This is a genomic window from Endozoicomonas gorgoniicola (genome assembly GCF_025562715.2).
Lineage (GTDB): Bacteria > Pseudomonadota > Gammaproteobacteria > Pseudomonadales > Endozoicomonadaceae > Endozoicomonas_A > Endozoicomonas_A gorgoniicola.
Genome location: NZ_JAPFCC010000001.1, coordinates 2,284,238 through 2,309,782, shown reverse-complemented (window position 1 = coordinate 2,309,782; position 25,545 = coordinate 2,284,238). Strand labels below are relative to the sequence as shown.

Annotated in this window: 21 protein-coding genes; 13 read left to right on the top strand and 8 right to left on the bottom strand. The window is 49.6% G+C overall.

Translation table 11 applies throughout. The features are described 5' to 3' along the window. Positions 1-53 precede the first annotated feature (53 nt). Positions 54-1,319, bottom strand: a complete 1,266-nt coding sequence (locus tag NX722_RS10550; RefSeq protein WP_262567939.1) for a WD40 repeat domain-containing protein — start codon at positions 1,317-1,319, stop codon at positions 54-56. 319 nt (positions 1,320-1,638) lie between these two features. Between NX722_RS10550 and lon the strand changes: the two genes are divergently transcribed. The 3 genes from lon (at position 1,639) to NX722_RS10535 (ending at position 7,173) form a co-directional block, all read left to right on the top strand. After that, complete coding sequence (gene lon, locus NX722_RS10545; protein ID WP_262567938.1) at positions 1,639-4,056, top strand: endopeptidase La; 2,418 nt, start codon at positions 1,639-1,641, stop codon at positions 4,054-4,056. Between the two features lie 572 nt (positions 4,057-4,628). Further along, entirely contained in the window at positions 4,629-4,904 is a 276-nt protein-coding gene (locus NX722_RS10540; protein ID WP_034873233.1) for an HU family DNA-binding protein, read from the top strand. A gap of 361 nt (positions 4,905-5,265) precedes the next feature. Next, positions 5,266-7,173, top strand: coding sequence for a SurA N-terminal domain-containing protein (locus tag NX722_RS10535; RefSeq protein ID WP_262567937.1), 1,908 nt, complete (start codon positions 5,266-5,268; stop codon positions 7,171-7,173). A gap of 102 nt (positions 7,174-7,275) precedes the next feature. On the opposite strand, the gene NX722_RS10530 is transcribed toward NX722_RS10535, so the two are convergent. Next, the gene (locus NX722_RS10530; protein ID WP_262567936.1) at positions 7,276-7,833 is read right to left on the bottom strand and encodes a tRNA-specific adenosine deaminase; all 558 of its coding nucleotides are present in this window, start codon (positions 7,831-7,833) and stop codon (positions 7,276-7,278) included. A 392-nt stretch (positions 7,834-8,225) separates the two neighbouring features. Between NX722_RS10530 and hppD the strand changes: the two genes are divergently transcribed. The 4 genes from hppD (at position 8,226) to NX722_RS10510 (ending at position 12,502) form a co-directional block, all read left to right on the top strand. After that, positions 8,226-9,314, top strand: a complete 1,089-nt coding sequence (gene hppD, locus NX722_RS10525; protein WP_262567935.1) for a 4-hydroxyphenylpyruvate dioxygenase — start codon at positions 8,226-8,228, stop codon at positions 9,312-9,314. 2 nt (positions 9,315-9,316) lie between these two features. Next, entirely contained in the window at positions 9,317-10,111 is a 795-nt protein-coding gene (gene phhA / locus NX722_RS10520; RefSeq protein ID WP_262567934.1) for a phenylalanine 4-monooxygenase, read from the top strand. A 125-nt stretch (positions 10,112-10,236) separates the two neighbouring features. Then, positions 10,237-11,544, top strand: coding sequence for a hypothetical protein (locus tag NX722_RS10515; RefSeq protein ID WP_262567933.1), 1,308 nt, complete (start codon positions 10,237-10,239; stop codon positions 11,542-11,544). A 112-nt stretch (positions 11,545-11,656) separates the two neighbouring features. Continuing rightward, entirely contained in the window at positions 11,657-12,502 is an 846-nt protein-coding gene (locus NX722_RS10510; RefSeq protein ID WP_262567932.1) for an alpha/beta hydrolase, read from the top strand. A 240-nt stretch (positions 12,503-12,742) separates the two neighbouring features. Here the strand turns inward: NX722_RS10510 and NX722_RS10505 are convergent, their stop codons facing one another. The 3 genes from NX722_RS10505 to fabA form a co-directional block, all read right to left on the bottom strand. After that, on the bottom strand, positions 12,743-13,891 hold the full coding sequence (locus NX722_RS10505) for an exonuclease/endonuclease/phosphatase family protein (RefSeq protein ID WP_262567931.1): 1,149 nt from the start codon (positions 13,889-13,891) through the stop codon (positions 12,743-12,745). A gap of 267 nt (positions 13,892-14,158) precedes the next feature. Beyond that, positions 14,159-15,376: a beta-ketoacyl-ACP synthase I gene (gene fabB / locus NX722_RS10500; RefSeq protein ID WP_262567930.1), complete on the bottom strand. Its 1,218-nt coding sequence runs from the start codon at positions 15,374-15,376 to the stop codon at positions 14,159-14,161. 29 nt (positions 15,377-15,405) lie between these two features. Then, entirely contained in the window at positions 15,406-15,918 is a 513-nt protein-coding gene (gene fabA, locus NX722_RS10495; protein WP_262567929.1) for a 3-hydroxyacyl-[acyl-carrier-protein] dehydratase FabA, read from the bottom strand. Positions 15,919-16,369: 451 nt separating this feature from the next. Between fabA and NX722_RS10490 the strand changes: the two genes are divergently transcribed. The 4 genes from NX722_RS10490 (at position 16,370) to NX722_RS10475 (ending at position 18,838) form a co-directional block, all read left to right on the top strand. Next, entirely contained in the window at positions 16,370-17,398 is a 1,029-nt protein-coding gene (locus NX722_RS10490; protein ID WP_262567928.1) for an NAD(P)H-dependent glycerol-3-phosphate dehydrogenase, read from the top strand. A gap of 20 nt (positions 17,399-17,418) precedes the next feature. Next, positions 17,419-17,712 (top strand): DUF4389 domain-containing protein, encoded by a 294-nt coding sequence (locus NX722_RS10485; RefSeq protein WP_262567927.1) that lies wholly within the window; start codon positions 17,419-17,421, stop codon positions 17,710-17,712. A 55-nt stretch (positions 17,713-17,767) separates the two neighbouring features. Continuing rightward, a complete protein-coding gene (sixA, locus tag NX722_RS10480; RefSeq protein WP_262567926.1) occupies positions 17,768-18,211 on the top strand; it encodes a phosphohistidine phosphatase SixA in 444 nt (147 codons plus the stop codon). A 69-nt stretch (positions 18,212-18,280) separates the two neighbouring features. After that, complete coding sequence (locus NX722_RS10475; protein WP_262567925.1) at positions 18,281-18,838, top strand: GNAT family N-acetyltransferase; 558 nt, start codon at positions 18,281-18,283, stop codon at positions 18,836-18,838. Positions 18,839-18,869: 31 nt separating this feature from the next. Here NX722_RS10475 and NX722_RS10470 read toward each other — a convergent pair whose 3' ends face one another. Beyond that, the gene (locus tag NX722_RS10470) at positions 18,870-19,748 is read right to left on the bottom strand and encodes a hypothetical protein (protein ID WP_262567924.1); all 879 of its coding nucleotides are present in this window, start codon (positions 19,746-19,748) and stop codon (positions 18,870-18,872) included. A 281-nt stretch (positions 19,749-20,029) separates the two neighbouring features. Between NX722_RS10470 and uup the strand changes: the two genes are divergently transcribed. Beyond that, positions 20,030-21,925 (top strand): ATP-binding cassette ATPase Uup, encoded by a 1,896-nt coding sequence (gene uup / locus NX722_RS10465; protein WP_262567923.1) that lies wholly within the window; start codon positions 20,030-20,032, stop codon positions 21,923-21,925. On the opposite strand, the gene NX722_RS10460 is transcribed toward uup, so the two are convergent. After that, positions 21,922-22,470: a hypothetical protein gene (locus NX722_RS10460; protein ID WP_262567922.1), complete on the bottom strand. Its 549-nt coding sequence runs from the start codon at positions 22,468-22,470 to the stop codon at positions 21,922-21,924. The two genes, uup and NX722_RS10460, sit on opposite strands and share 4 nt — an antisense overlap. A gap of 99 nt (positions 22,471-22,569) precedes the next feature. Further along, entirely contained in the window at positions 22,570-23,025 is a 456-nt protein-coding gene (locus NX722_RS10455; protein ID WP_262567921.1) for a universal stress protein, read from the bottom strand. A 328-nt stretch (positions 23,026-23,353) separates the two neighbouring features. On the opposite strand from NX722_RS10455, the gene fadB reads away from it, so the two are divergent. Next, positions 23,354-25,504, top strand: a complete 2,151-nt coding sequence (gene fadB, locus NX722_RS10450) for a fatty acid oxidation complex subunit alpha FadB (protein WP_262567920.1) — start codon at positions 23,354-23,356, stop codon at positions 25,502-25,504. Positions 25,505-25,545: the final 41 nt, after the last annotated feature.

The following is a 25,545-nucleotide window of genomic DNA, read 5'->3' as shown; positions in this document are numbered from 1 at the left end:
AAACAGCGCGGACTACTGTCACCCGGCCTGACAACCGTCAGGTACGTAGCGCATCAATACTCAAAAAACAACGGGAAAAAGAGGGGCATAAGAAGTACTGGTGATAGGGAGGAATGAGAAGAAAGTGAGTGATACGGTTGGAGGTCTGTATGGTTAAAGGCAAGAGAGGGAAGGGGTGGAACTGTTGGATAAGTGCTGGAGGGGGCAGCTTTTTGCTGAGAAAATGGTGTTTCGGGGCATAATCTTAAGAGGTGAACCCTGTCTCCCCCGACTGCCAGAAGGCATTGCTCATGGTGGATCGCCATAGTATTTATATCGCCTTCAATAGGGAAGGTTTTCGAATAGGCAAAAACTATATTAGAAGAAACTCTGTATACGCAAATGCCGTGTCCTGGTTTTCCCGCGATCAGATAATGTCCATCTGCACTGAGAGCGATACGATTGACTCCAAGCAAATAAAAATCATTTTGGGTTATGGGTTTGCGGGGGCGAAAAAGGTCGCTAATAAGGATTCTGTCATTTACTTCAGTGGCTACAAACTGGCTATTCTGGCTAAAGGCCGCATTTTCCACAGAGAACTTGAGTGGGTATACATCCATTAGTTTGTTTTTGCTGTATGAGTACCCATATTGGTAACCAAAATCTATTGTGGCATCGTATTCAAACTTTGCATGATTGCTTATATCAACAAGCACACCTTTTGAGTCGCTGTTACCGATGATCATGAAGCGATTATCCGGGCTGATGTTAATACTCTTTATCTTGCTCCCCATGTGAACAACTTCGCGAGCCTTGAAAATATTGTGCTTGGTGATATTAAAAACATAAACTTTACGATTTGCATTTCCGGTGACAAGAAGATCCCCATCCGGGCTGGTGGCTACTTTTCTTACCGGCCGTTTGTGTTTTAATTCAGCCAGAGGCGCATCAGTGACCGGTCTGGTGAAATCTATAATCCGGGTTGTCCGGGCGTCCGTAACAATTAATTGTTGCGTGTCTCCTCTGAAAGATGCCCCTAATACCGGATATTTAAATTCACTTTCGAACAGAACACTATTCGGATTGTTGGCGGCAACTACCCGGACCGTTTTGTGGTTACTGATGATGGACAGCAGCTGACCATCAGGGCTGAAAGCCAGTAAATTGATTTTTTCTGATGGTCTATGGTCACTGGCGTTTGGATAAGAATGATGCCATAGCTCGGTTATTTCAGTACTCAAAGGTGATGCTAAAGCTTCAGTAGAAAAAGCCTCTGTAGATAAAGCCTCTGTAGATATAGTGGCAAACAATATCCCTATGAAGAAGCAGCGGCGTATCATTGGGTGTATTTCCATAAGGTTGTTGTAAGTCAGACATTATAGTTGTGACTTGTTAATGAGGATGGATTCTCCACTCAAACTGAGGTTATACACTTCTCAGCCCACTGAACCAGTTCAAAAAGCCATGGTCTAAATGGTTCGGACTATTGTAATTTCACAAGAAAACCCGCATCTTTGCAGGTAAGAGCCTGCCGATTTGTATAATGGCTCAATCGCTGCAGGTACCTGCTGACCCTTTGTCACCCGGCCTGACAACCGTCAGGTGTCGATTAACTCAGGTCAGCCCAAGTTGTGAAGCTGTTATAAGGGGAGCTGAATCATGGATAATAACGATACTGTACACTTGTCAGAACCCTTCGATTTGCCGTTGTTGCCACTGCGGGATGTCGTTGTTTACCCGCATATGGTTATTCCTTTATTTGTCGGGCGTGAAAAATCCATTCTGGCTCTCGATGAGGCGATGTCGAAGGGCAAGAAAATACTTCTGGTGGCTCAGAAAAATGCTCAGGTCGATGACCCGTCAGAATCAGAGCTGTTTTCCGTGGGTACCGTTGCCAGCATTCTTCAGTTACTGAAACTGCCGGATGGCACCGTTAAGGTACTGGTTGAAGGTGAAAAACGTGTTTATGTTGATGATCTGTATGACGCCGACGGCTATGTGATGGCATCCATACAGATGGCGACTACGCCTTTTGTCAGCGAGCGGGAAGGTGAAATTCTGGTTCGTTCCCTGATGTCCCAGTTTGAACAGTATGTTCAGCTCAGCAAGAAAGTCCCCAATGAAGTCCTGACCTCCCTGTCAGGTATTGATGAGCCTTCCAGGCTGGTGGATACCATTGCTGCTCACATGCCCATGAAGATCGAAGACAAGCAAAAAGTGCTGGAAATCGAAGATCTGGGTGACCGCCTTGAATACCTGATTGGTATCATGCAGGGCGAAATGGACTTTATGCAGGTTGAGAAAAAAATCCGTGGCCGCGTGAAAAAACAGATGGAACGCAGTCAGCGTGAGTACTATCTCAACGAACAGATGAAGGCTATTCAGAAAGAGCTGGGCGATATGGACGAAACGCCCAATGAACTGGATGAGCTGAAAGAGAAAGTCGAATCAGCTGGCATGCCGGAAGAGGCTAAAGAAAAGACCCTGGCTGAACTCAACAAGCTGAAGATGATGTCACCGATGTCCGCTGAGGCATCGGTTGTGCGTAGCTATATCGACTGGATGATCTCTGTACCCTGGAAAAAGCGCAGCAAGGTTCGTCACGATATGAAGCGCGCCCAGGATATTCTTGAAAACGAACACTTTGGTCTGGAAGAGGTGAAAGAGCGAATTCTCGAATACCTTGCTGTCCAGAAACGTGTCAAGAAGATCAAGGGGCCGGTTCTCTGTTTGGTAGGTCCTCCGGGTGTGGGTAAAACCTCTCTCGGTGAATCCATCGCCAGGGCAACCAACCGCAAGTTTGTGCGCATGGCGCTGGGTGGCGTTCGGGATGAAGCGGAAATACGTGGCCATCGTCGTACCTACGTTGGCTCCATGCCCGGCAAGCTGATCCAGAAAATGTCCAAGGCGGAAGTGCGTAACCCGCTGTTTCTGCTGGACGAGATTGACAAAATGGGTGTCGATATGCGTGGCGACCCTTCTTCTGCCCTGCTGGAAGTGCTGGATCCGGAGCAGAACAATTCGTTCAACGATCATTATCTGGAAGTGGACTACGATCTGTCTGACGTGATGTTTGTCTGCACCTCCAACTCCATGGATATTCCCGCACCACTGCTGGATCGTATGGAAGTGATTCGCATACCGGGTTACACCGAAGACGAAAAGGTGAATATCGCCATTCGTTATCTGGTACCCAAGCAGGTCAAAAACAGCGGCCTGAGGAACAAGGAGTTGTCCTTTGAAGACGACGCGCTGCGTGACATTATTCGCTACTACACCCGTGAAGCGGGTGTGCGTGGTCTGGAACGGGAGATTGCCAAGATCTGTCGCAAGTCTGTGAAAGATGCCGCACTGTCGGTTGAAGACCGTAAGGATGTAGTGACACCGGAAGCCCTTGAATACTTTCTGGGTGTACAAAAGTTCAGTTTTGGGCGTGCAGAAGACCAGGATCAGGTGGGTCAGGTAACCGCACTGGCCTGGACGCAGGTCGGTGGTGAACTGTTGACTATTGAGTCCATGGCGGTGCCGGGCAAAGGGCAGATTACCAAGACCGGCTCTCTGGGTGATGTGATGCAGGAATCCATTCAGGCAGCCCTGACTGTCGTCAGAAGCCGGGCCAGAACGCTGGGGATTGATGCGGACTTCCACCAGAAGAATGATATTCATATCCATGTGCCGGAAGGGGCAACGCCGAAGGATGGCCCAAGTGCCGGTATTGGCATGTGTACCGCACTGGTGTCTGTGTTGACAGGTATTCCGGTCAGAGCCGAAGTGGCCATGACCGGAGAGATTACCCTGCGTGGACAGGTGCTGGCTATCGGTGGCCTGAAGGAGAAACTGCTGGCCGCTCACCGGGGTGGCATCAAGAAAGTGGTCATTCCTGAAGAAAACCGCAAAGACCTCAAGGAAATTCCTGACAACATCAAGGAAGACCTGGACATCATTCCTGTGCAATGGATTGACCAGGTGTTGGAGGTAGCGCTGCAATACACGCCAGTAGCTCTGCCGGAACCGTCTGAGTCGGTAAAAGCCGAAATCAAGTCCGAAGAACCTGACAAGCTGATCAAAACCCACTGATTGATACTGCACGTCAGCCTCTGTTTTGGGGCTGACGTGCAGTAATGACGCGGGTTTGCTTGTTGACAGAGCCACAACGGCGTTGGTATAAAAAGCCGCTACCTCAAGCCGCAGACCGAGATGTCCTGTGTAAAAGGGTTACAGTAACGATTTGGTCACAGTTACGAGTAGCTTTTTGACAAGTTTTTAGTATTTTCAGGCATTTAGCCCCGGAAAACAGGCACAGTCTATTGCGTTGCACCGCTGCATCGTATTAAGGTGGATGTCGGTTTTTTGCAGTCATATTGTCTGCAGTACTGGACTCTCATCTGTTTGGAACAGGGTTCCGGTCGTTCTGCCTGCCGTACTTGTCCATTTCTATCATCAGGTCACGACAGACAGGACAAAAATGACGGTGAATCGCGCTGTTGGGGGTTTTTGCTGAGTATTGTCAGGTCAGGTTGCTTGTGTTTTCAGCAAAAATCACGCAGCATAGCGAAACACTTATTGGGTCAGGCATTCGGGGCATTTACGTTTCTGACTGCCTTCTAGCCAAACGGCTACAAAGCATCCTACAAAGAAGGGGAATTCGAGTGAACAAGTCCGAGCTGATTGATTCTATCGCGGCATCTGCAGACATCCCAAAGGCGCAGGCTGGACGTGCGCTGGACGCTATGATCAACACGGTTACCGATGCCCTGAAAAACGGTGAGCAGGTTGTTCTGGTTGGTTTTGGTACTTTCGCTGTCAAGGATCGTGCGGCCCGTACTGGTCGTAACCCTCAGACTGGCGAGCCTATCGAAATCGCTGCTGCCAAGATCCCTAGCTTCAAGGCTGGTAAGGCTCTCAAGGACGCGGTTAACGTTTAATTCGCGCTGGGTAGAAACCTGGTTGCAGGTTTCGCAGAACCTAAACACCGGATGCTGGCAGAGATTGGCAATGACTCAGTCTTTGAATATAATCTCCGTTACATCCAAAAAGGCGCATCAGTCGATGCGCTTTTTTTTTAACTCGAAGGCCAGTGGTTTACCTGTGCCTGTTCGGGGCGAACAGTAAACTTGGGCGTCTGGCCATACTAAGCAGTAGTCTCAGACATCAGCCCTGACTAGGAGTCTGACCGAATATGGTCTACCCTACTGCGGTCGTAGCAAATTGGTCTGAAAATTTTCTACGATCCTCGCGACGGGTGCCATTATCGGCCAGTCTCCTGAATTGGAACATGAGGTTAATATGCTCCAAACAATGAGGGAAAAGTCGAAAAGCTGGGTAACCTTTGTGGTTGTCGGCGTGATCGCTTTTATGATGGCCATTACCGGCCTCGAATCACTAGCACCTAATCCTAATAACAGTGATGTTGCAAAAGTTAACGGCGAGGAAATTAGTCGCTATAAGCTGAGCCAGTCAGTTGATCAGCAGCGTCGTGCCATTATCCAGCAGATGGGAGAGCGTTTTGACCCATCCCTGGTTGACGACAAGCTGCTGCAGGAGAATGTCCTGAACAGTCTGATCGAGCGCGCCTTGCTTCTGCAAGCTGCCAAGTCTGGCAAAATGGATGTCAGCGATTTCAGCCTGGATCAGCTGATTCTTTCTATTCCCGAATTCCAGCAGGATGGCCAGTTTAATCAGGAACAGTTCCAGATGGTGCTGCGCAGTGTCGGTATGACCCCCCTGCAGTTTCGTTCTGTGCTGCGTGAAGACATTCTCATGAACCAGATGCAATCCGGTATTGCCGGCAGTGAGTTTGTGACAGCGGCTGAAATTCAGAAGCTTAACAGCCTGGAACGCCAGACCCGAGACATCGCCTGGCTGACCCTCGAAGCTGATAAGGTTCGTGATAACATCCAGCCTTCTGAAGAAGAGATTAACGCCTACTACGAAACCCACTCTGAACGCTTTATGACCGAAGAGCAGGTCGTGATTCAGTACGTAGAGATGAAAAAGGCAGACCTGAAGAGCGATATCGAAATCAGCGACCAGGAACTGCGTGATGAGTATCATCATTACACCGATCAGCTGAAAGAAACCAATCGTGACAAACAGCAGGTGTCGACCATCCTGATCGAAACCGGTGATAAACGTGACCACGCTGCGGCTGAAGAGCGTGCGGCAGAAATCGCGGCCAGGCTGGCAGCGGGAGAGTCCTTTGCTGAACTGGCAAAGACATACTCTGATGACCCAATTACTGCTGATAAAGGTGGTGATATGGGTATGGTTGAAGACGGTTTCTTTGGTATTGCTTTTGACGATGCTATCAGCACACTGGAGATTGGAGAGGTGTCTAAGCCGGTTGAAACCGAGTTTGGATTGCAGATCCTGACGGTCACTGCCCGTGAAAAAGCGACTGTGCCAACCTTTGACGAAGTGAAAGCACAGCTGTTGAGTGACCTGCAGGCTCAGGAAGCCAACGTTCTGTTTCTGGACCAGAGCCGCCTGCTGGCAGATATCAGTTTTGAAGCGTCTGACCTGACTCAGCCTGCTGAACAGCTGGGTCTGGATATCAAGGTGTCTGAGCCGTTCGGTCGCCAGGGTGGTACTGATGAAATCACCTCCAATCCCCGTGTGATTTCAGAATCCTTTAACGAAGAAGTACTGGATCTGGGTGCTAACAGTGAGCTGATTGAAATTAGCCCGGAAGAAGTGCTGGTTCTGCGTGTGAAGGATCACCGACAGCCTGAACAGAAGCCGCTGGAACAGGTGCATGACAGCATCGTTCAGTCCCTGAAGGCTGAGAAGACGCGTGATCAGCTACAGAAGCAGGCTGAGCAACTGATTGCTCAGCTGCAGGAAGGGGTTGACAGCAAGAAGGTGGCATCAGATGCCGGGCTGGAATGGTCTGAGTCAGACAAGGCTGCCCGCAATCAGCCGGGTGTTGCCCGTCAGCTTTTGACGGCCGCTTTCAAAATGCCGCATCCGGCTGAAGGTGAGCAGGTTTTTGATCGCACAGAGCTGCCTGGTGGCGACACTGTCGTGATTGCCCTGAGTCAGGTGCATGCGGGTGAAGCGGCGATTGATGATGTCGCCCAGGCTCGCATGATGGCCAGTTACATCGCTGCTGGTAATGGCCGGGTTCTGTTTGGCCAGTATGTGCGCAGTCTGAAAGATGACGCCAAAATTAAAATCTATGACGAAGATGAGTAATAAACATCATTCTGATTAGGTTAAAAAAGAAGCCGGACAGTGTTCCGGCTTCTTTTTATCTGAGATATAGAGACTGAAGTAAAGAGATTGGGGTAAAAACCATTACTCCGGTTCGTCAAGATCCAGCAGCCAGTCTCCAGCCATCCAATAATCATCCAGATCCAGAGACATCACCGGGGTATCACCTTCCTCTTTCAGTTCCTTACCCTCACGGAATGATTCCAGGCAATCCTCCTCAATCACTTGTCCGGTCAGCTCTGGCCTGTGTTCTTTAGCAACCGTTTCAAGCATCTGCTCTGCAGAAAGGCTGAAATCGCATTCCCATATCTGTTTCAGTCCTGCCCTGGAAGCGCCGAAGATGATGCGGGAGATAGTAATGCCACTGCATCTTGCCCAGACAATCGCCGCCATGGCACCAGGGTCTGGTTCGGCGTTGGTGACCAGGGTCAGGTTCTGTTCAGGTTTGCAGTGATAGTTACCTGCCAGCATGTGGATAGCCAGTCCTTCGGCGCTGAAAAGGGGGCTGATGTGCATGGCGTTGGCTGCTGTCACCAGAATCTGACCGCATGGGTCAATAATGCAGCAGGCAAAAGGGCTGACCGGGTTGGCGGTAATGCCCAGCTCGATCAGTTCGCCCATCAGCTCTTCATATTCTTGCATGATCGTTCTCCATTGAAAGAGTCCGCTGAAAGTCCGCTGAAAGTCAGAGACAAAGATAGTTCAGAAACCTCTGTCGGTATGGGTCAGTCGAGCTTTTTACATTCAAAGAAAATAAAGTTCGGATGGGTGGAGAGCCAGGCAAAATCGTCTGGATGGTGGTCTTTCATAGCCTCTGCCGGTTTGCCTTCTTCCAGGCGGACAATTCTTGCCCCGGAGTTCCGGCAGCATGCTAATGATTGACCGTGACTTTCAAATGAGTGGTTGTACTGCGCCTTGTGGTCGATATACTGGATGAGTAGATAACCGACAATAGAGATTCAGTTCACAACAAAAAAACAGTACCGCAACCGCTCTTAACTATACTGTTATCCCGATATCAGTGAGGGTAATTCATGAAGGAAACGAATCGAACGCAGTTAATTACTGACAGTAATCCGATGGGTACCGACGGATTTGAGTTTGTTGAATTTGCTTCAGCCAATCCGCAGGAGCTTCATCAGCTTTTCCAGAGTTTTGGTTTTGTGCCAGCCAGAAAGCATAAATCCAAAGATATTACTCTCTACGAACAGGGGGACATCCGTTTTCTGGTCAATGGAGAGGCGACTTCATTTGGCCGGTCGTTTTATGAAGTCCATGGTCCCTGTGCCTGTTCTTTTGGCATAAGGGTCGCTGATGCCGACTACGCCTTTGATCGTGCGCTGTCTCTGGGTGCCGACGCCGGTGGTTCTGAGCTTGGTGAGGTTCCCTGTATTAAAGGTATTGGTCATAGCCTGCTCTACCTTGTCGACCGCTATGGCGAAGACGGTTCCATTTTTGACGATGAATTCGAAACGTTACCGGCATCAAAGACTTCAGATAAAGACGGTGTTGGTCTGGAAGTGCTGGATCATCTGACCCACAACGTCGCCATGGGCGATATGAACAAATGGGCCGGCTTTTATGAGCGGCTGTTTAACTTCAAGGAAATTCGCTACTTTGATATCGAAGGTAAACTGACAGGCCTGAGGTCCAGGGCAATGACCAGTCCCTGTGGCAAAGTAAAAATTCCTATCAATGAATCTTCTGATGACAAAAGCCAGATTGCCGAGTATCTGGAGCAGTACAATGGAGAGGGGATTCAGCATATCGCCCTGACCAGCCGGAATATTTTCGAAACCGTTGATCGTATGCGCGAGCTGGGAACCGGGTTTATGCCGTCACCGCCAGATACTTATTATGAAATGTTGTCTGAACGGTTGCCCTGGCATGATGAAGATGAAAGCGCATTGAAAAAGAGGGGTATTTTGTTGGATGGCGGGCAGACCAATGCTACCGGAGATGGCTTGTTGCTGCAGATTTTTACCAAGACGGTGATTGGTCCGATCTTTTTTGAGATTATCCAGCGCAAAGGAGATGAAGGCTTTGGTGAAGGTAATTTCAAGGCTCTGTTTGAGAGTATTGAGCGAGACCAGATTCGTCGTGGAGTTCTCAGGGATGAGTAATTATGAAATCATCAAAATATACGGCTAGAAAACCGGATGAACAGGGTTTTATCCATTATCCGGATGAAGAACATGAAACCTGGAGCATTCTTTATAATCGGCAGATAAAGATTCTCCCGAATCGTGCCTGTGATGAGTTTATTTCCGGTCTGGAACTGCTGGGGCTGTCGCCGGATACTATTCCTCAACTATCGGAGGTTTCTGAGGTTCTGGAAAAAGCGACAGGCTGGGGTGTTGCCCGGGTTCCGGCGCTGATCTCATTTGACCGTTTTTTTCAGTTACTGGCAGATAAGCAGTTTCCGGTTGCGACGTTTATTCGAGCCCGGGACGAGTTGGATTACCTGGAGGAGCCGGATATTTTCCATGAGATATTCGGTCACTGCCCACTACTGACCAATCCGGCTTTTGCTTCCCTGACCCAGACCTTTGGCAAGGTGGGTTTGGGAGCCAGTAAGGAAGAACGGGTTTATCTGGCCAGATTGTACTGGTTTACAGTGGAATTCGGATTGCTTGAAACCAGCCGGGGAAAACGCATCTATGGTGGGGGAATTCTTTCCAGCTATAAAGAAACACTCTCCTGCCTTGGCAGTAAACCCACCCATCAACCGTTCGGGGTCAACAGGGCGCTGCGTACGCCCTATCGTATCGATATTGTTCAGCCGGTTTATTTCGTGATCAATGCGCTGGCTGATTTGCAGGTGTTGGGAGAGTCTGACCTGCTTAGCCTGGTCAGGGAAGCCATGAAACAGCCAATGTATGACCCCTTATTCCCGCAACCTGATTCGAGCAGTTTGTAATCAGTCCTTTCATTGCCAGCTGCACCGGGTTAAGAAGACTTTTCTGACCCGGTGATTTCCTGACCAAAGCCGCCGATAGCTTATACAGCAGGGTTTTACCTGATATTCACAACAGGAAGCAGACTGTGGGAGCTATCTTCAAAGTTTTTAGTGGGCTGTTTATTCTTCTGGCCTTGTTTTTCGGTGCCGTTTTAACGTGGCTTATCGTCTCCCTTGAGCCTGTGCCAGTTGTTAAGGGCTGGAAAGATTCGACGCCATCTATTGAGCGGGCGGAACACTGGATTGCCCAGGTGAAGTCTGATGTGGATTCGAACAAGTTATTTCGTGTTGAAATTAATGACCAGGATTTGCGCTCACTGATTTTTTACTGGTCCAGCCGACTGAACCAGGCAGGGCAGGAGTGGGTGAAAATTTATGGCGCTGATACCGCATTTACTGATGATAAGCTGGTGGTGAAAGTCAGTACAAAGATTCAGCTTGATCAGCCCCGGTTTATGAATGTTGAGCTGGTATTTTCAGGTCATGAAGGGGTTCCCAGCTGGGATTCTGTTATGATGGGGAGTGTGACTTTAGCCGGTGAGTGGATAAGCTGGGTATGGACTGAAGTGGTTTACCCTGCGCTCCCTGAAAATCGCGCCAGACTCTGGAAAACCGTTACCGGTGCCGTCAAGCGTTTTGATATTCTGCCCGATAAAGCTGTTCTTGTGTATCGCTCCAACAAAGAGTTACGAGAAACCCTCAAAGCTCAGGCGGAGGAGCTGGTTTTAGGTGATAAGGAAGAAAAAGCCGCCATAGAGCTTTATCTCAGTGTTCTGGCAGCGGCTGCTTCTCAGCATTCCCTGTCTGATATTCCCATGTCCTATTTATTGCGAACCATGGTAGGGCTGGCGGTGTCGCGCAGCGAGCAGGCCAGTGCTGTTGATGAGAATCGTCGTATGATCCGGGCTTTCGCGATTCAGGTGGCGGACGATTCGGTTCGATCTTTATTGGGTCCTGGCATTAAGCCCAGATTTATGGATCGCCCCATTATCCTCAGGGGGCGTTTTGACCTTACCCAGCACTTTCTGGTCAGTGCCGCTCTGGCCCTGACTCTGGATGAACAGACCGCCCTGAATATAGGAATCAGTAAAGAGAAGGCTGATGCCAGGGCGGGAGGCAGTGGTTTCAGTTTTTCGGATTTAACCGCCAATATGGCGGGTATACGCTTTGCTACGGCACTCACGGGCAGTGAGGAGCAGGCCAGGCTGGCTCAGCAGTTTTTACTGCAGAACCGGGGTGAGCAGACTTTTATGCCGGAAGTTGCCTGGTTGCCCCAGGGACTGACAACGGAGGCTCACTCAGATCTGGTGCGTCACCCGCTTTACCCTGCCATGCTGGATCGAATTATAAAACGACTGCAAAGCCTGCCTTTGCTGCTAGCGGTGGGTGAATAGTTTTAACGCAACACTCCTTCCTGACATATGGCTTCAGCTGTAATACACTAACGCGCTTTGTTGACTATTAAGAAGGTTAAGCCATTGAAAAATAGGCTGACAGGAGTGTGCTATGCAGCCCGGGGATATTGAGATCAATACAGGGCGAATGGTATTTTCCGGCCTGGAGTGGGGTGACCCGGAGGCAAAACCGGTTCTGGCTTTTCACGGCTGGATGGACAATGCTGCCAGTTTTACCCCCGTTGCCCCGCTGTTAAAGAATATACGACTGATCGCTGTCGATCTGGCCGGGCATGGACGTTCACAGCATCGTCCGGCGGATATGGATTACTGCGTCTGGAACTATGTTGAAGACATCATTGATATTGCTGACACATTAGATCTGCAGAGCTTCAGTCTGATGGGGCATTCGCTGGGAGCTGTGGTTTCTGTTATGGCATCCACCGTTTTAAAGGAGCGGGTCGAGCATCTGATCTGTATTGATGGACTGTATCCCTGGCCTAGAAAACCGGAAGATGCTCCAAGGGTTCTGGCTGACTATATTGAGCAGCGCCGGGCTTACCGTAAAGGTAAAACCATTAATCGTTTCAAGACTATGGAACACGCTGTTCGTATCCGATCTTTTGGACAGTTTCCGGTCAGCCGGGAATCATCTGCCCTGTTGGTAGAGCGGGCGCTTTATCTGGATGGCGATGCCTGGACCTGGCGAACCGATCCAAGGCTCACGCTGTCTTCGCCTTTACGGTTTACGCCGGAGCAGGCCATGTCATTTGTTGATGCCCTTGAGTGTGATGCCCACATGTTTTATGCCGAAAAAGGTGTGGTTGACTCGATTGTCGGACACAGTACCGAGCGTTTTCCTAATGTGCATTTTCACGCTGTAGATGGCACACATCATTTTCACATGGATGGCTCAACGGAGTTTGTAGCAGGGCGAATTAACGACATATTGTCATAGGAGCCTGTCGGACTTAAGACTGTCCTACCGGCAACTGCTCCTGCGTTGCCCTAGCTCCGGCATCCATGCCGTCGTGCGGTTGCAATAAATTGGTCTAAAAATTCCTGCTTTCTCGTTGAATAGCTCGCTATTCGCCTCAAAATCAGAAATTTTTATCCTCAATTTCTTGCAATCCTCGCTGCGGACGCTTAAGTCCGACAGGCTCCATAGATAAGTTCAAAATAGCCATAAGCAGTCAGCTTATGGCGTGAATTTGATATCAAACACCAGGGCGCTGTGATCGCTGTTAAGCGTATGAAACAGGTACTGGCCAGTGAAGCAGGCATTGTTGTGATTCTGGGGTTTAAGGAACAGGTAATCAATACGGATCAATGACCAGACGGTTGCTCCGGGGGGAGCAATGCAGGCGTGGTCAAAAGAGTCTGTATAGCCATGTTGTTCCAGCAGTTCCAGTAAATGTAAGTCTACTGTTGTATTTCTTGACCGGGCATCGCGTGTAATGGCAAGACGCTTTCTTTCTGGCAGCTGTCTTGCCATCGGGGTGTTGAGGTCGCCGCCAATAAGAAGGGTGCCTATTTGAGGATAATAGGGATCAGCAGCAATCTTTTTCAAAGTACCCTCTAGTTGCAATGTTTTATGCTGACTGTCATCGGTATGGTCAAGATGTATGTTAACAATTTGTAGTGCCTGATCCGTTCCGTCTGGAATAATGGTATTAATAATGGCACATCGTCCTTGTAATGATGGGGTGTCAGTCAGGATGCCATCATGGGGAAGAAAATCTGTACCAGTCACAGTTGGATTATAAAAATAGTAACTGGTATAGAGGTACTTAGCTTTTTTACGTATCAAAGTCAGGTTGCCTACAGGAAGAGCGTTTTTGAAGTTGCCTGACTCCGGGCAGAAATAGTACTGATTGTCAGACATATTGAGCGCTTTGAGCAGGCGATGAATGATATTCTGTTCGAAAGCGACCTCCTGCAATAAATAAACATCTGCATTCATGGCTACCATTTCTTTAATCAATTCATTGGCGACATTCTCTGACGTTGAAAAGTGTTCATTGCCAGCCTGTTGCCAGAAATGCACATTATAGGTGACCACTCGCAGGGTCTTTCCGTCTTTATCGTGGGTGGGAATGGCTTGATTTCTTTTCAGGCCTTTGAACTGTAGCTCCTGGTAAGCACGCATCAGTGAGCGCTTCGGGCAGGGACCTGAGGAGCAGCCTTCCGGTAAGCGGGGGTTAAGTTCGTAATTATTGTTTCTGGTTTTGTCATTATGGAGGGTGACGGTCTTTGCCAACCACGGATAGATATTGTTTGCAGACAGTGGCAAAGAGAACCAGCAGAGGCTAAATAGGATCAGCCCGGCAGTAGTAATATTATTCATTCGTATTCAGTTATTTTGTCAGGACTGCGTTGACTTTATTAGCTAATGAACATAGCTCTTATCTTTTTCAATTTCCAAACCGTTATGCGAGAAAAAGGCATGATCAACATCCAGCCAGCTAAACACCACAGCGATGATTTGCGGCAGAATATTTGATGGGACTGCGGGGTGCTTAGGGGTAGAGGGTTGAGCCACCTTCTGAAGAAGGCAGCTCTGAACGCTGACCGGGTTATCGGAGAGCGGTCTTCAGGTGTATCAGCTTCTACATCAGCTATCGTAGCGCTGCATCACCAGACAGGCGTTTGTGCCACCAAAGCCGAAGCTGTTAGACAGGATGCGGTTCAGCTTTTGTTCTTTAGCGTCTCCCACCAGAATGGGCAGACCTTTAGCTTCCGGATCGACAGTCTCAACATTAGCTGAGGCGGTGATAAAGTCGTGCTTCATCATCAGCAGGCAGTAAATGGCTTCCTGTACGCCGGCAGCCCCCAGGGAGTGACCAGAGAGGGATTTGGTGGAACTGATGGTAGGCATATCATTGCCAAACACTTCTTTCAGCGCTTTCAGCTCAGCAACGTCGCCCACTGGAGTTGAAGTGCCGTGGGTGTTGATGTAGTCAACAGGACCGTCAACGGTTTCCAGTGCCATCTTCATGCAGCGAATAGCGCCTTCACCGGATGGGGCGACCATGTCATAACCATCAGAGGAGGCACCGTAACCGACGATTTCCGCGTAGATTGTAGCGCCCCGTGCCAGGGCATGTTCCAGTTCTTCAACGACCACCATGCCGCCGCCGCCCGCAATAACAAAACCATCACGGTCAGCATCGTAAGCCCGGGAAGCTTTGTCCGGTGTGTCATTATATTTGGTACTCAGCGCGCCCATGGCATCAAACAGGCCGGTCTGGGTCCAGTGTTCTTCTTCACCGCCACCGGCAAAGACAATATCCTGTTTGCCCAGTTGAATCTGTTCTACCGCGTTGCCAATACAGTGTGCGCTGGTGGCACAGGCAGACGTAATGGAGTAGTTAACACCCTTAATCTTGAACGGTGTTGCCAGACAGGCTGAAACGGTGCTGCCCATGGTGCGGGTCACACGGTATGGGCCAACACGCTTAACGCCTTTGCTGCGCATAATGTCGGCAGACTCAACGATGTTTTCGGAAGAGGCTCCGCCGGAGGCTGCAATCAGGCCGGTTCGTGGGTTAGAGACCTGGTCTTCGGCCAGACCAGCGTCTTCAATCGCCTGTTTCATGGCAATGTAGGCATAGGCAGCGGCGCTGCCCATAAAGCGAACGGTTTTGCGGTCAATGTGTTCGCTCAGGTCAATGTCAACACTGCCAGACACCTGACTGCGGAATCCCTGCTCAGCATAACTTTCGTTGAAGCGAATGCCGGAACGTCCCTGCTTGAGAGAGTCGGCCACTGCGTCCTGAGTGTTACCCAGGCAGGAAGTGATGCCGATCCCTGTAATTACAACTCGTTTCATTTGTGTAAACCTGAATTAGCTGAATGAAATCAGAAAGAGTCTGTGTTCTGGAACAGACCAACGCGCAGCCCTTCGGCAGTATAAATCTCTCTGCCATCGACGCTGACACTGCCGTCAGCAATGCCCAGTACCAGTTTGCGGGCAATAACGCGCTTGATATTGATCCGATAGGTTACTTTCTTACTGGTCGGCAGAATCTGGCCAGTGAACTTCACTTCACCACAGCCCAGCGCCCGGCCCCGGCCCGGATTGCCCTGCCAGCCCAGGAAAAAGCCTACCAGCTGCCACATGGCATCAAGCCCCAGACAGCCAGGCATCACCGGGTCACCCGGGAAATGGCAGTCAAAAAACCACAGGTCTGGCGTGATGTCCAGTTCGGCAATGATTTCGCCCTTGCCATAGGCGCCGCCTTCGTCGGAGATATGGGCAATGCGATCCAGCATCAGCATATCGGGGGCAGGCAGTTGTGCATTGCCCGGGCCAAACAGTTCACCTTGTGAACAGCTGATCAGATCGTCTTTTTCGAAGGATTGTTGCTTCATTCGTTCGTTATTCCATGAAGTGTCTGCATCAGCATTCAGTCCGGACGCAGTCAATGGGCAATCGGAAACGCTCTGTAGGTTCCGTCATTCTGTGTGCGTATGATAGCTGCTTTTTGAACAGCTCTATTTTCATAAAGAGCCGCTCATGGCTATTTATGCGCTCATGGCTATTTATGCGCTCATGGCTGTTTATGCGCTCATGGCTGTTTATGCGCTCATAGCGGCTTGTGTCTGCTCTCTCTTTTGTGCTGAACTATACCATTGCTCTCGTTGCACATCATGCCTATTTGGGGGCATTTAACAAAATTACAACAGTGAAGGAACACCCCTCATATTTGTGGACACATTTACGCACAGATTTATTCGTTAACGCATACTCTATGCTGCTGAGTGTCTTGCTATGAGGTATCATTTTGACTTCTAAGGAAATAATCTGACCGGAAACCGAAACATGACACCGAGCAACGGCAGCAGGCAGTATACCATAGCCATTCTGGGTGGCGGCAGCTTTGGCACCGCTCTGTCTGATATCTCAGCCAACAACGGACATCAAGTGCGCCTGTGGATGCGCAATCCGGAGCAGGTTCAGGGGATCAATGATGATCATGTGAATCATCGCTATCTTCCGGGTTTCTCTATCCACCCGTCAGTCTGGGCTTCAACGGATCTGCAGACGGTGCTTGCGGATGCCGATATCGTACTGATCGCCATCCCCAGCAAGTCCTTCCGCTCAGTGGTACAACAGGCGGGCGATCTGCTGAAGGGCAAAATTGTGGTGAGTACCACCAAGGGGATTGAACCGGTCACTTTTGACCTGATGAGCGAGATCCTCAAAGAAGAGGTGTCCGATATCCGGGTGGGTGTTCTCAGTGGCCCCAACCTGGCTAAGGAGATCGTTGCCAAAGCCGTGACAGCTTCAGTTATTGCCAGTGAAGATGATGACCTGTGCGAAATTGTTCAGGGCGTGCTGCACTGCGATTACTTCCGGGTCTACTCCAACCATGATGTTTACGGGGTCGAACTGGCAGGTGCCCTGAAGAATATCTATGCGATTGTTACGGGTATGGGAGCTGCCATGAAAATGGGTGAAAATACCAAGAGTATGCTGATTACGCGCAGCCTGGCCGAAATGAGCCGGTTTGCCGTGAAGCTGGGGGCGAATCCGCTGACATTTCTGGGACTTGCCGGTGTGGGGGACCTGATCGCTACCTGTACTTCCAGTCTGAGTCGTAACTATCAGGTGGGGTATGCCCTGGGACAGGGCAAAAGCCTGAAGCAGGCAGAGGAAGCGCTTCAGCAGGTAGCAGAGGGGGTCAATACTTTGTGTCAGGTGCATCAGAAGGCTGAAGAGTTGGGCGTTTATATGCCACTGGCAGACGGGCTGCACAAAATTATCTTTGAAGGTTATGATGTACAGCAGCTGGTTAAAAGCATGATGATGAAAGAGCTGAAGACTGACGTCGAATTTATGGTGCGATAAGGAGAAGGGGGCAACAGAATATGGACGATAAACTGGTCAATAATCTTAAATCTGAGTCTCGCTGGCTGCGACTGCTGTTTATGGCGTTTTATCTGGTTGCTGGCTATTTTGCCGGGCTTCTGGTGTTTATTGTCGCCCTGGTGCAGACAGTACTGGGGTTTGTCAGTGGGGAGCCTAATGCCCGTTTACTGGGCTTTTCCAAAAGCCTTAACCTTTATTTTTTCCAGATTCTGGAGTTTCTTACGTTCAACGCCGAGAAAAAGCCTTTCCCCTTTTCTGACTGGCCTGAGAGTGAGTCACGCTCCGGGGACTAAGCGGCTTCTCTTGAAAGGTGAGCGTTATGAAAGATGACAACAGCGTTTTAAATCCATGAAGTTAATTATTATGAGACACGGGCAGGCATCCTGGTCTGCCCCCAGCGATTCGCTGCGACCTTTGACTGAGGCCGGACGTCATGAAGTGCGTCACACAGTTGAGCAGTTGCAGGGTGAAGGCGTAAACCGGATCGTTGCCAGTCCTTATCTGAGGGCTCAGCAAACGGCGGATATTGCCTCTGAGATATTGGGTGTTGAGGTTGATACCATCAATGGTATCACGCCTGATGACCGCCCGGCTGATGCCATAGGGCAGTTGCCTGAACAGGGTAATGTGCTGGTGGTTAGCCACATGCCGCTGGTCAGTGCTTTGACTGCGTTATTATGCGATGGCGTACCGTCGGATGGACCAGGATTTGGAACGGCTGATGCGGCTGTGTTGAGTCTTGAAATGCCTGCTGCGGGTCTGGCAAGCCTGCAGAGAATGTTACCCGCCTGATCAACCCACGCTCTGAATACTGGTTAGTTTTATTGGATTCAGGGCGTTACCTGAACAGAGGAGGGACTCATGGCTGGTTTTCAGTTTGATTTCTTAACGTGTTCTAAATTAAACCTCCACCATAAAAAAAGTGGCAATGAATTTATATTGCTGCGTAAAAAAAACATTTCCTTCAACTTGCTGAACTACACCCTTTACACTGAGGACAATAATGAAATTGGCTCTATTTACGCAGATTATGGCGCAAACCCTTACTGTGAAGAAAACCCATCGCATCAGACGGTCAGTGAGAACTGGTACTCTATAGACCGCATGATTATTAATACGGAATATCAAAACCTGTCCCTGGGAACCGCTTTAGTGTATTTAATTGTGAAGGAGGTTCAGATTAACTCAGGCCTCTTTTTGCATGTACCTCTGCCTGCGCCGCCGGTTTTACCTTTTTATTTGAGTTGTGGATTTTTTCCGGAACCGGAAACCGTAACGGCTTTGCTGAAAAACCAACCCTACAAACTGGAAAACCATATCCTCCAACGACGCAGTTATCCGATTTGGCGAGGGGCTACTTCGATCCTCAATGCAAATTTACACCCTAAGTTTGTAAAAAACATGGAAATATTCTTTTAAGGATCTGGAAGCCCAGGTGCGGATTCGGCACTCAATCTGTTGCATCAGAATCCAGCTCTACCCATTCTGACTGTTCATCCCGGATCAGGAAGTGCTGAATAGTTGAGATCTCTACGTTGGTTTCTGTTGCGTGACCAAGTCTTTCCAGTTCGGTATTAATGACTGCCTGAAGGTCTCCTGTCACAGAAAAATCCCTTAAATCGTATAGCGTCAGAACTCTGATGTAGTCAGGGCTTCTTTGATAGATAACGATAGGAGGAATTGACTCATTGGTGTTAATAATAGATACCATTGCGTTAAATCTTTCAATGAGATAAATAGTGTCTGCCTGGTGAAAAGTAACGATGCGATCCCTGATCGCTGAGGTATCAATACGTAAAGTGTTGTTTCCGAAATTCTGGCTTGCGATCACATTGATTGTTTGTTCGCTACTGGCACCTTCAGCTATTTGAATTTGGATACTGTCCGAAGTTCCAAGAATCCAGTTTAACCAGATGATTATTATTTGTAGATTATTGAATTGGAGAATTTGCAGGTGATTGTCAGAAGCCAGATTATTTAAGAATGTTCTGAAACTATAATTCTCTGTGAGCATATTTCGCAGATCATCGAACCAGAAACTGGTCAAATAGCGATAGCCAAATAAACAACCCAGACAGGGCCAGCAGAGAGGCAGGCAAAGCATTACTCTTAATACTCTGGCTTCGCTGTTCTGATGTGTTGAGTACAATTCCCTAAGCTCTCCCCTGAGCAGATCAAAACGACCTGGAGCAATTATTGCCTGATCGTCAGGATTGAGCAGTTGCTCTGGCCTTACGGGTCTGTTTTGAACAACAGCATCAGGAGCCTGAACTTGCTGAAGGCTTCCGCATTCCATGGCTACAGTGATGCCGGCTGTAAAAATTGGCAATACAAACCATAGTCTAAAGATTTTTATCAGCATGGGTGCAAATATAAAATTCATAACGTCAATGTTGCCAGTCCGGTTTATTTTGTAATCGCTTTATGTTTATCAGTCAGACCTTTTCAGGTGGCAGGGCATAAAGCCAAGCGTAACAAGATTAGAAGCAGGAACTGGAAAAACAAGTCGTGTGGGAGAATGACATACCCCTGTTATGCAGGTATCCTTTTCTGCCATTCCTCTGGAGAGCAGCTGCTCTCCCTGTCTATTGATAAATGGTTCTCAAGGCAATGCCGCTACTTCGATTAGATAACATCAGTCTGGCTTATGGTGACCAGCCGCTGCTGGACGGCGCAGATTTTCAGATTCGTAAAGGTGAGCGGGTATGTCTGCTCGGTCGTAACGGTGCAGGCAAATCGACCCTGATGAAGCTGGTATCGGAACAGATTATTGCCGATGACGGCAGCATCTGGCGAAAACCCGGCCTTAAAATCGGCATGCTGAATCAGGACCTGCCGGGTCAGGACGACCAGAAAGTGTATGACGTGGTTGCGTCCGGACTGGAGCAGGTGGGTACACTGATCAGTGATTTTCACCGCCTCTCCATGACCATTGAATCCGATGCGGATATGAAAGCCCTGGAGCGGGTTCAGCAACAGCTGGAAGCGGTTGATGGTTGGAGTCTGCAGCAAAAGGTTGAAACAGTTATCAAAAAGCTGGGGCTGCCTGCTGAGAAGCAGATGAAAGAACTGTCCGGTGGCTGGCGTCGTCGTGTTGAACTGGCTCGTGCGCTGGTGTGTGAGCCTGACCTGTTGTTACTGGACGAACCAACTAACCATCTGGATATTGTTGCCATTGACTGGCTGGAAAAACAGCTCAGGGATTTCAATGGGGCATTGTTGTTTATTACCCACGACCGATCCTTCCTGCAGAGCCTGGCTAACCGTATTATTGAACTGGACCGGGGTAAGCTGACCAGCTGGGACTGTGATTACAAGACGTATCTGGAGCGCAAGGCTCATGCTCTGGAAGTGGAAGCGGAACAGAATGCGCTGTTCGATAAAAAGCTGGCACAGGAAGAATCCTGGATTCGTCAGGGGATCAAGGCGCGCCGCACCCGTAATGAAGGACGGGTTCGGGCGCTGAAATCCCTGCGTGAAGAACGACGGGAGCGACGGGAAGTGCAGGGTAAAGCCAGCTTCAGTCTCGAGCAGAGTGACAGCTCCGGCAAGTTGGTAATGGAGGTTAAAAATATCTCCCAGGCTTTTGATAACCATAAAGTTATTGAAGATTTCAGTCTGCGGATTATGCGTGGTGACAAGGTGGGCCTGATTGGTGCTAACGGTGCCGGTAAGTCAACGCTGCTGCGTATTCTGCTGGGACAAATGGCGCCTCAAAAGGGCAAGGTCAAGTCTGGCACCAAGCTGGAAGTGGCGTATTTTGACCAGATGCGTAACCAGCTTGATCTGGAAAAAACGGTGATAGATAACGTGGCTGAAGGGCGTGAAACCATCACCATTAATGGCAGCAACCGTCATGTTATCGGTTATCTGGGGGATTTCCTGTTTCCGCCAGGACGCTGTCGTGTCCCCGTAAAAGCCCTGTCGGGTGGTGAGCGCAACCGCCTGTTATTGGCACGTCTATTCAGCAAGCCTGCCAACCTGCTGGTGATGGACGAACCCACTAACGACCTGGATGTTGAAACACTGGAACTGCTGGAATCCCTGCTGGTGGACTTCACCGGCACTGTGTTGCTGGTCAGTCACGACCGGTCGTTTCTGGATAATGTGGTGTCCAGTAGTCTGGTGTTCCAGCCGGGCGGTAAAATCCGTGAGTATGTTGGAGGCTTTGATGACTGGCTGCGACAGGGAGGTGACATTAACCAGCTGGTGGCAGAACCCATGGAGAAAAAATCCGAAAAGCCCGTTGCCAAAGCTGAACCTGTGAAGACGGATAAGCCCCAGAAGAAAAAGCTGAGCTACAAGCTGCAACGTGAGCTGGATGCCCTTCCGGGTGAGATTGAAACGCTGGAGCAGACGCTGGAAGCGCTTGAAGCAGAAATAGCAGACCCGAATTTCTATACCGGCGATTCACAGAAGGTTCAGGAAACCTTGCTGAAGCTGGAACAGGTCAACGCTGATATTGAAACGAAAATGGAGCGCTGGGAAGAACTGGAGGCGATTTAATCTTCACTGGTTTGGAGAACCTCGCAAGCAGAATGCTGGTTCATACAAACGGCCTCTGAGTCGTCCCTTTCCCCGGCGTTACCTTCAGCGCCGGGTTCCTGTGAATTCACAGTTACTCTGTTGCCAGGTGCGTTATTGGTGGAGCTGAGGGATTCACTGACTTCCCGGATCATAGCTCGCACGGAATTGCGGATTTCTTCCACGAGATAAAAAAACTCCTCCTCACTGGTCGTGCCTGCTGGTCTCGGTGATGGTGCTTCGCACGGAACCTCTGCCGCTATGCCGTTTAGTGCATCATTACCGGAACTGAGAGATTCACTGGCTTGCTGGTTAATAGCTCGCACGGTACGCCAGATATCTGCCACAGTACGAAAAAAATCCAGATCCTCCTCTGTCAGATCCATTGATTGCTGAGATGGCGCCTGAGCGCCTGAATGTCTTTCAGGGGGGGTAGCGTCGACAGCGCCGCTGCAAAGAAAGATAAAAACCCCGATGGGTAACAGCAGGCCTTTTTTGATTCCGGAGAATAATACCGTTTCGGACATCACTTGCCTTCTTTCACTTTTAACACCACATCAGGAAACCAGAAAAAGTTGCCCGGACGTTGACAGTGGGCAACCTTAATATCCGAATCAGCGGTTTGGTTAGTGGTGGTTATTGTTCTTCTTCTTTCCGACACGAACAGCCAGGACGTCACAGCAAGCGCCATGCAGAATGCTGGTGGAGGTAGAGCCCAGAATCAGTGCCAGACCATGGCGCCCGTGGCTGCCAACGACAATCAGGTCAACATCGCTTTCTTCGGCGATACGATGAACTTCCCGCTCCGGTCGACCATAAACCACGTGCTGTTGACCTTTATCCAGATGGATGTTTTCCGCCAGGCTGGATATACGGTCCCGTGCCTGCTGGGTGATTTCGTCCTGTAAGGTGGTCAGGTCAAGGGGAATATCACTGCCATAGGCAACACTGAGTGGCTCAACAACATGAACCAGAGTCAGGCGGGCACCGTTGGTTTCTGCCAGAAACCTGGCTTTCTCCAGTACATCGTCTGCCTCGTCGGACAGATCAATGGCGACCAGGATGTGTTTGTAGAGACTCATAGGCAGTTTTCCTCTTTAGAATGAGCTTTCTGTCATTGCAGTCATAATAGCCGTGGAAGTCTTAGTTTATTGTGCCTCAGGTCATTGTCCAATATAAAAAACACCTTGAATGACAGGTTGACCTGAATGGAACTGAAGCTTATGGCATAACGCTGTTCGCTCGTTTGGTATGACTTGCCGAACAAAATTTAACAGGATGTTTCCTAAAAATTCAAACAACTGTATGATTCTCGTGGTTGATGATGCTTCCTGCTGGGTTTCCCGTCAGGCAATAACAGTAAACAATAAAAATAAACAATAACGATCTATTTTCACCGGAGAGCACTCAATGATCTATCAGGGAAAAGCATTTAAGGTGCTGGAATACAGCGAGGGCATCGCTGAACTAAGGTTTGACCTGGAAGGCGAGTCGGTTAACAAGTTTAACCAGCTGGCCCTGGAGGATCTTGACCAGGCGCTGGCCGCCATAGAGCAGGACTCTACGATAAAAGGGCTGATCCTCAGCAGTGGTAAAGAGGTGTTTGTCGTTGGCGCGGACATTACCGAATTTGTCGCCAATTTCCGGCTGGATGATGACACCCTGTTCGGGCTGGTCATGGATGTGAACCGGCTATTCAACCGCCTTGAAGACCTCGATATCCCAACGGTGACTGCCATCAATGGCACAGCGCTGGGCGGCGGTTTTGAGGTCTGTCTGGCAACCGACTATCGGGTGCTGTCAACAAAGGGAAGCGTTGGCTTGCCGGAAGTGAAGCTGGGCATCTTTCCCGGCTGGGGTGGAACCGTACGCCTGCCGAGGATTACCGGCGCTGATAATGGCATCGAGTGGATCTGTACGGGTAAAACCTGGAAGCCTGAAGATGCCCTGAAAATCGGTGCGGTTGATGCCGTTGTGGAACCGGAAAAACTGATGGAAGCGGCCGCTACTCTGTTGCAGCGTTGTATCGCAGGAGAGCTGGATTTCCGGGGGCGTAAGCAGGAAAAACGGGAACCACTGAAACTGCCTCCGATGGAAGCCATGATGGTGTTTGAAACCGCCAAACCGTTCATCGCCCAGAAAGCCGGTCCTCACATGCCCGCGCCGGTCACGGCCGTCAAGACCATTCAGAAACACGCCACCCTGCCAAGGGACAAGGCACTGGAAGCCGAAGCGAAAAACTTTGTGAAGATGGCAAAGACGCCAGTTGCTGAAGCGTTGGTGGGACTGTTCCTGAGTGACCAGTTCCTTAAAAAACAGGCTAAAGAGTGGATACAGCAGTCCGGCCCCGTTGAAAAAACGGCGGTGCTGGGCGCGGGTATTATGGGCGGTGGCATCGCCTATCAGTCTGCCCTGAAGAAAACCCCGATCCTGATGAAAGATATCAATCAGCAGGGTATTGACCTGGGGCTGAAAGAAGCGGGCAAGCTGCTGTCCAAACGGGTTGCGAAAGGTAGGCTTGACAGTGACGGAATGGGTGAAGTCCTGAACCGTATTGTGCCAACCCTGTCTTATGGTGACTTTGGCGAAGTGGATGTGGTGGTTGAAGCCGTTCTGGAAAAAGAGTCTGTGAAAAAAGCGGTGCTGGCTGAAGTGGAAGAGCAGGTCAGGGACGATGCGGTACTGTCCAGTAACACTTCAACTATTTCCATAACTGAATTGGCTAAGGCACTGAAAAGGCCGGAAAACTTCTGTGGTATGCACTTCTTCAACCCGGTACACATGATGCCGCTGGTGGAAGTGATACGTGGTGAACAAACCAGTGATGCAACTGTTGCCACTGTCGTCAATTATGCCCACAAAATGGGCAAGACCCCCATTGTTGTCAATGACTGTCCGGGCTTTATGGTGAACAGGGTATTGTTCCCGTATTTTGGTGGTTTCTCACAACTGGTTCAGGATGGCGCGGATTTTCGCAAAATCGACAAGGTGATGGAGCATTTTGGTATGCCCATGGGGCCCGCTTACCTGTTAGATGTTGTGGGTATTGATACGGCTCAGCATGCTCAGAAAGTTATGGAAGAAGGTTATCCTGAGCGCATGAAGGCCGATGGTAAAACCCCGATGAATGTGATGTTCGAGCAGGAACGGTTCGGACAGAAAAACGGTAAAGGCTTCTATATCTACGAACCGGACAAGAAGGGCAAGCCCGGGAAACAGGTGGATGAACGAACATTTGAACTGCTGAAGACGGTGGTGGTAGAACCGAGAGAGTTTTCAGAAGAAGAGATTATTGCCCGGATGATGATCCCACTGGGGCTGGAAACCGTCCGTACCCTCGAAGAAGGCATTGTGCAATCGGCTATTGAGGCGGATATGGCGTTGGTGATGGGTATTGGCTTCCCGGTGTTCCGGGGTGGCATTCTCAAGTATATCGACGCCATGGGGGTTGATCAGTTTGTTAAGCTCGCGGATCAATACGCCTACCTTGGTCCATTGTATCAGGCAACGGATGGCCTCAGGCAGATGGCGGCAGACGGCAAGCGTTTTTACAACGTTTGAATCGGCAGTCGTTAGATAAGGAGTCAGATAAGGAGAATAAT

Coding starts and splice junctions, on each gene's coding strand:
- NX722_RS10550 (WP_262567939.1), bottom strand. CDS start 1,319: ATGATACGCCGCTGCTTCTTCATAGGGATATTGTTTGCCACTATATCT.
- lon (WP_262567938.1), top strand. CDS start 1,639: ATGGATAATAACGATACTGTACACTTGTCAGAACCCTTCGATTTGCCG.
- NX722_RS10535 (WP_262567937.1), top strand. CDS start 5,266: ATGCTCCAAACAATGAGGGAAAAGTCGAAAAGCTGGGTAACCTTTGTG.
- NX722_RS10530 (WP_262567936.1), bottom strand. CDS start 7,833: ATGCAAGAATATGAAGAGCTGATGGGCGAACTGATCGAGCTGGGCATT.
- hppD (WP_262567935.1), top strand. CDS start 8,226: ATGAAGGAAACGAATCGAACGCAGTTAATTACTGACAGTAATCCGATG.
- phhA (WP_262567934.1), top strand. CDS start 9,317: ATGAAATCATCAAAATATACGGCTAGAAAACCGGATGAACAGGGTTTT.
- NX722_RS10510 (WP_262567932.1), top strand. CDS start 11,657: ATGCAGCCCGGGGATATTGAGATCAATACAGGGCGAATGGTATTTTCC.
- NX722_RS10505 (WP_262567931.1), bottom strand. CDS start 13,891: ATGAATAATATTACTACTGCCGGGCTGATCCTATTTAGCCTCTGCTGG.
- fabB (WP_262567930.1), bottom strand. CDS start 15,376: ATGAAACGAGTTGTAATTACAGGGATCGGCATCACTTCCTGCCTGGGT.
- fabA (WP_262567929.1), bottom strand. CDS start 15,918: ATGAAGCAACAATCCTTCGAAAAAGACGATCTGATCAGCTGTTCACAA.
- NX722_RS10490 (WP_262567928.1), top strand. CDS start 16,370: ATGACACCGAGCAACGGCAGCAGGCAGTATACCATAGCCATTCTGGGT.
- NX722_RS10485 (WP_262567927.1), top strand. CDS start 17,419: ATGGACGATAAACTGGTCAATAATCTTAAATCTGAGTCTCGCTGGCTG.
- sixA (WP_262567926.1), top strand. CDS start 17,768: ATGAAGTTAATTATTATGAGACACGGGCAGGCATCCTGGTCTGCCCCC.
- NX722_RS10475 (WP_262567925.1), top strand. CDS start 18,281: ATGGCTGGTTTTCAGTTTGATTTCTTAACGTGTTCTAAATTAAACCTC.
- uup (WP_262567923.1), top strand. CDS start 20,030: ATGCCGCTACTTCGATTAGATAACATCAGTCTGGCTTATGGTGACCAG.
- NX722_RS10460 (WP_262567922.1), bottom strand. CDS start 22,470: ATGTCCGAAACGGTATTATTCTCCGGAATCAAAAAAGGCCTGCTGTTA.
- NX722_RS10455 (WP_262567921.1), bottom strand. CDS start 23,025: ATGAGTCTCTACAAACACATCCTGGTCGCCATTGATCTGTCCGACGAG.
- fadB (WP_262567920.1), top strand. CDS start 23,354: ATGATCTATCAGGGAAAAGCATTTAAGGTGCTGGAATACAGCGAGGGC.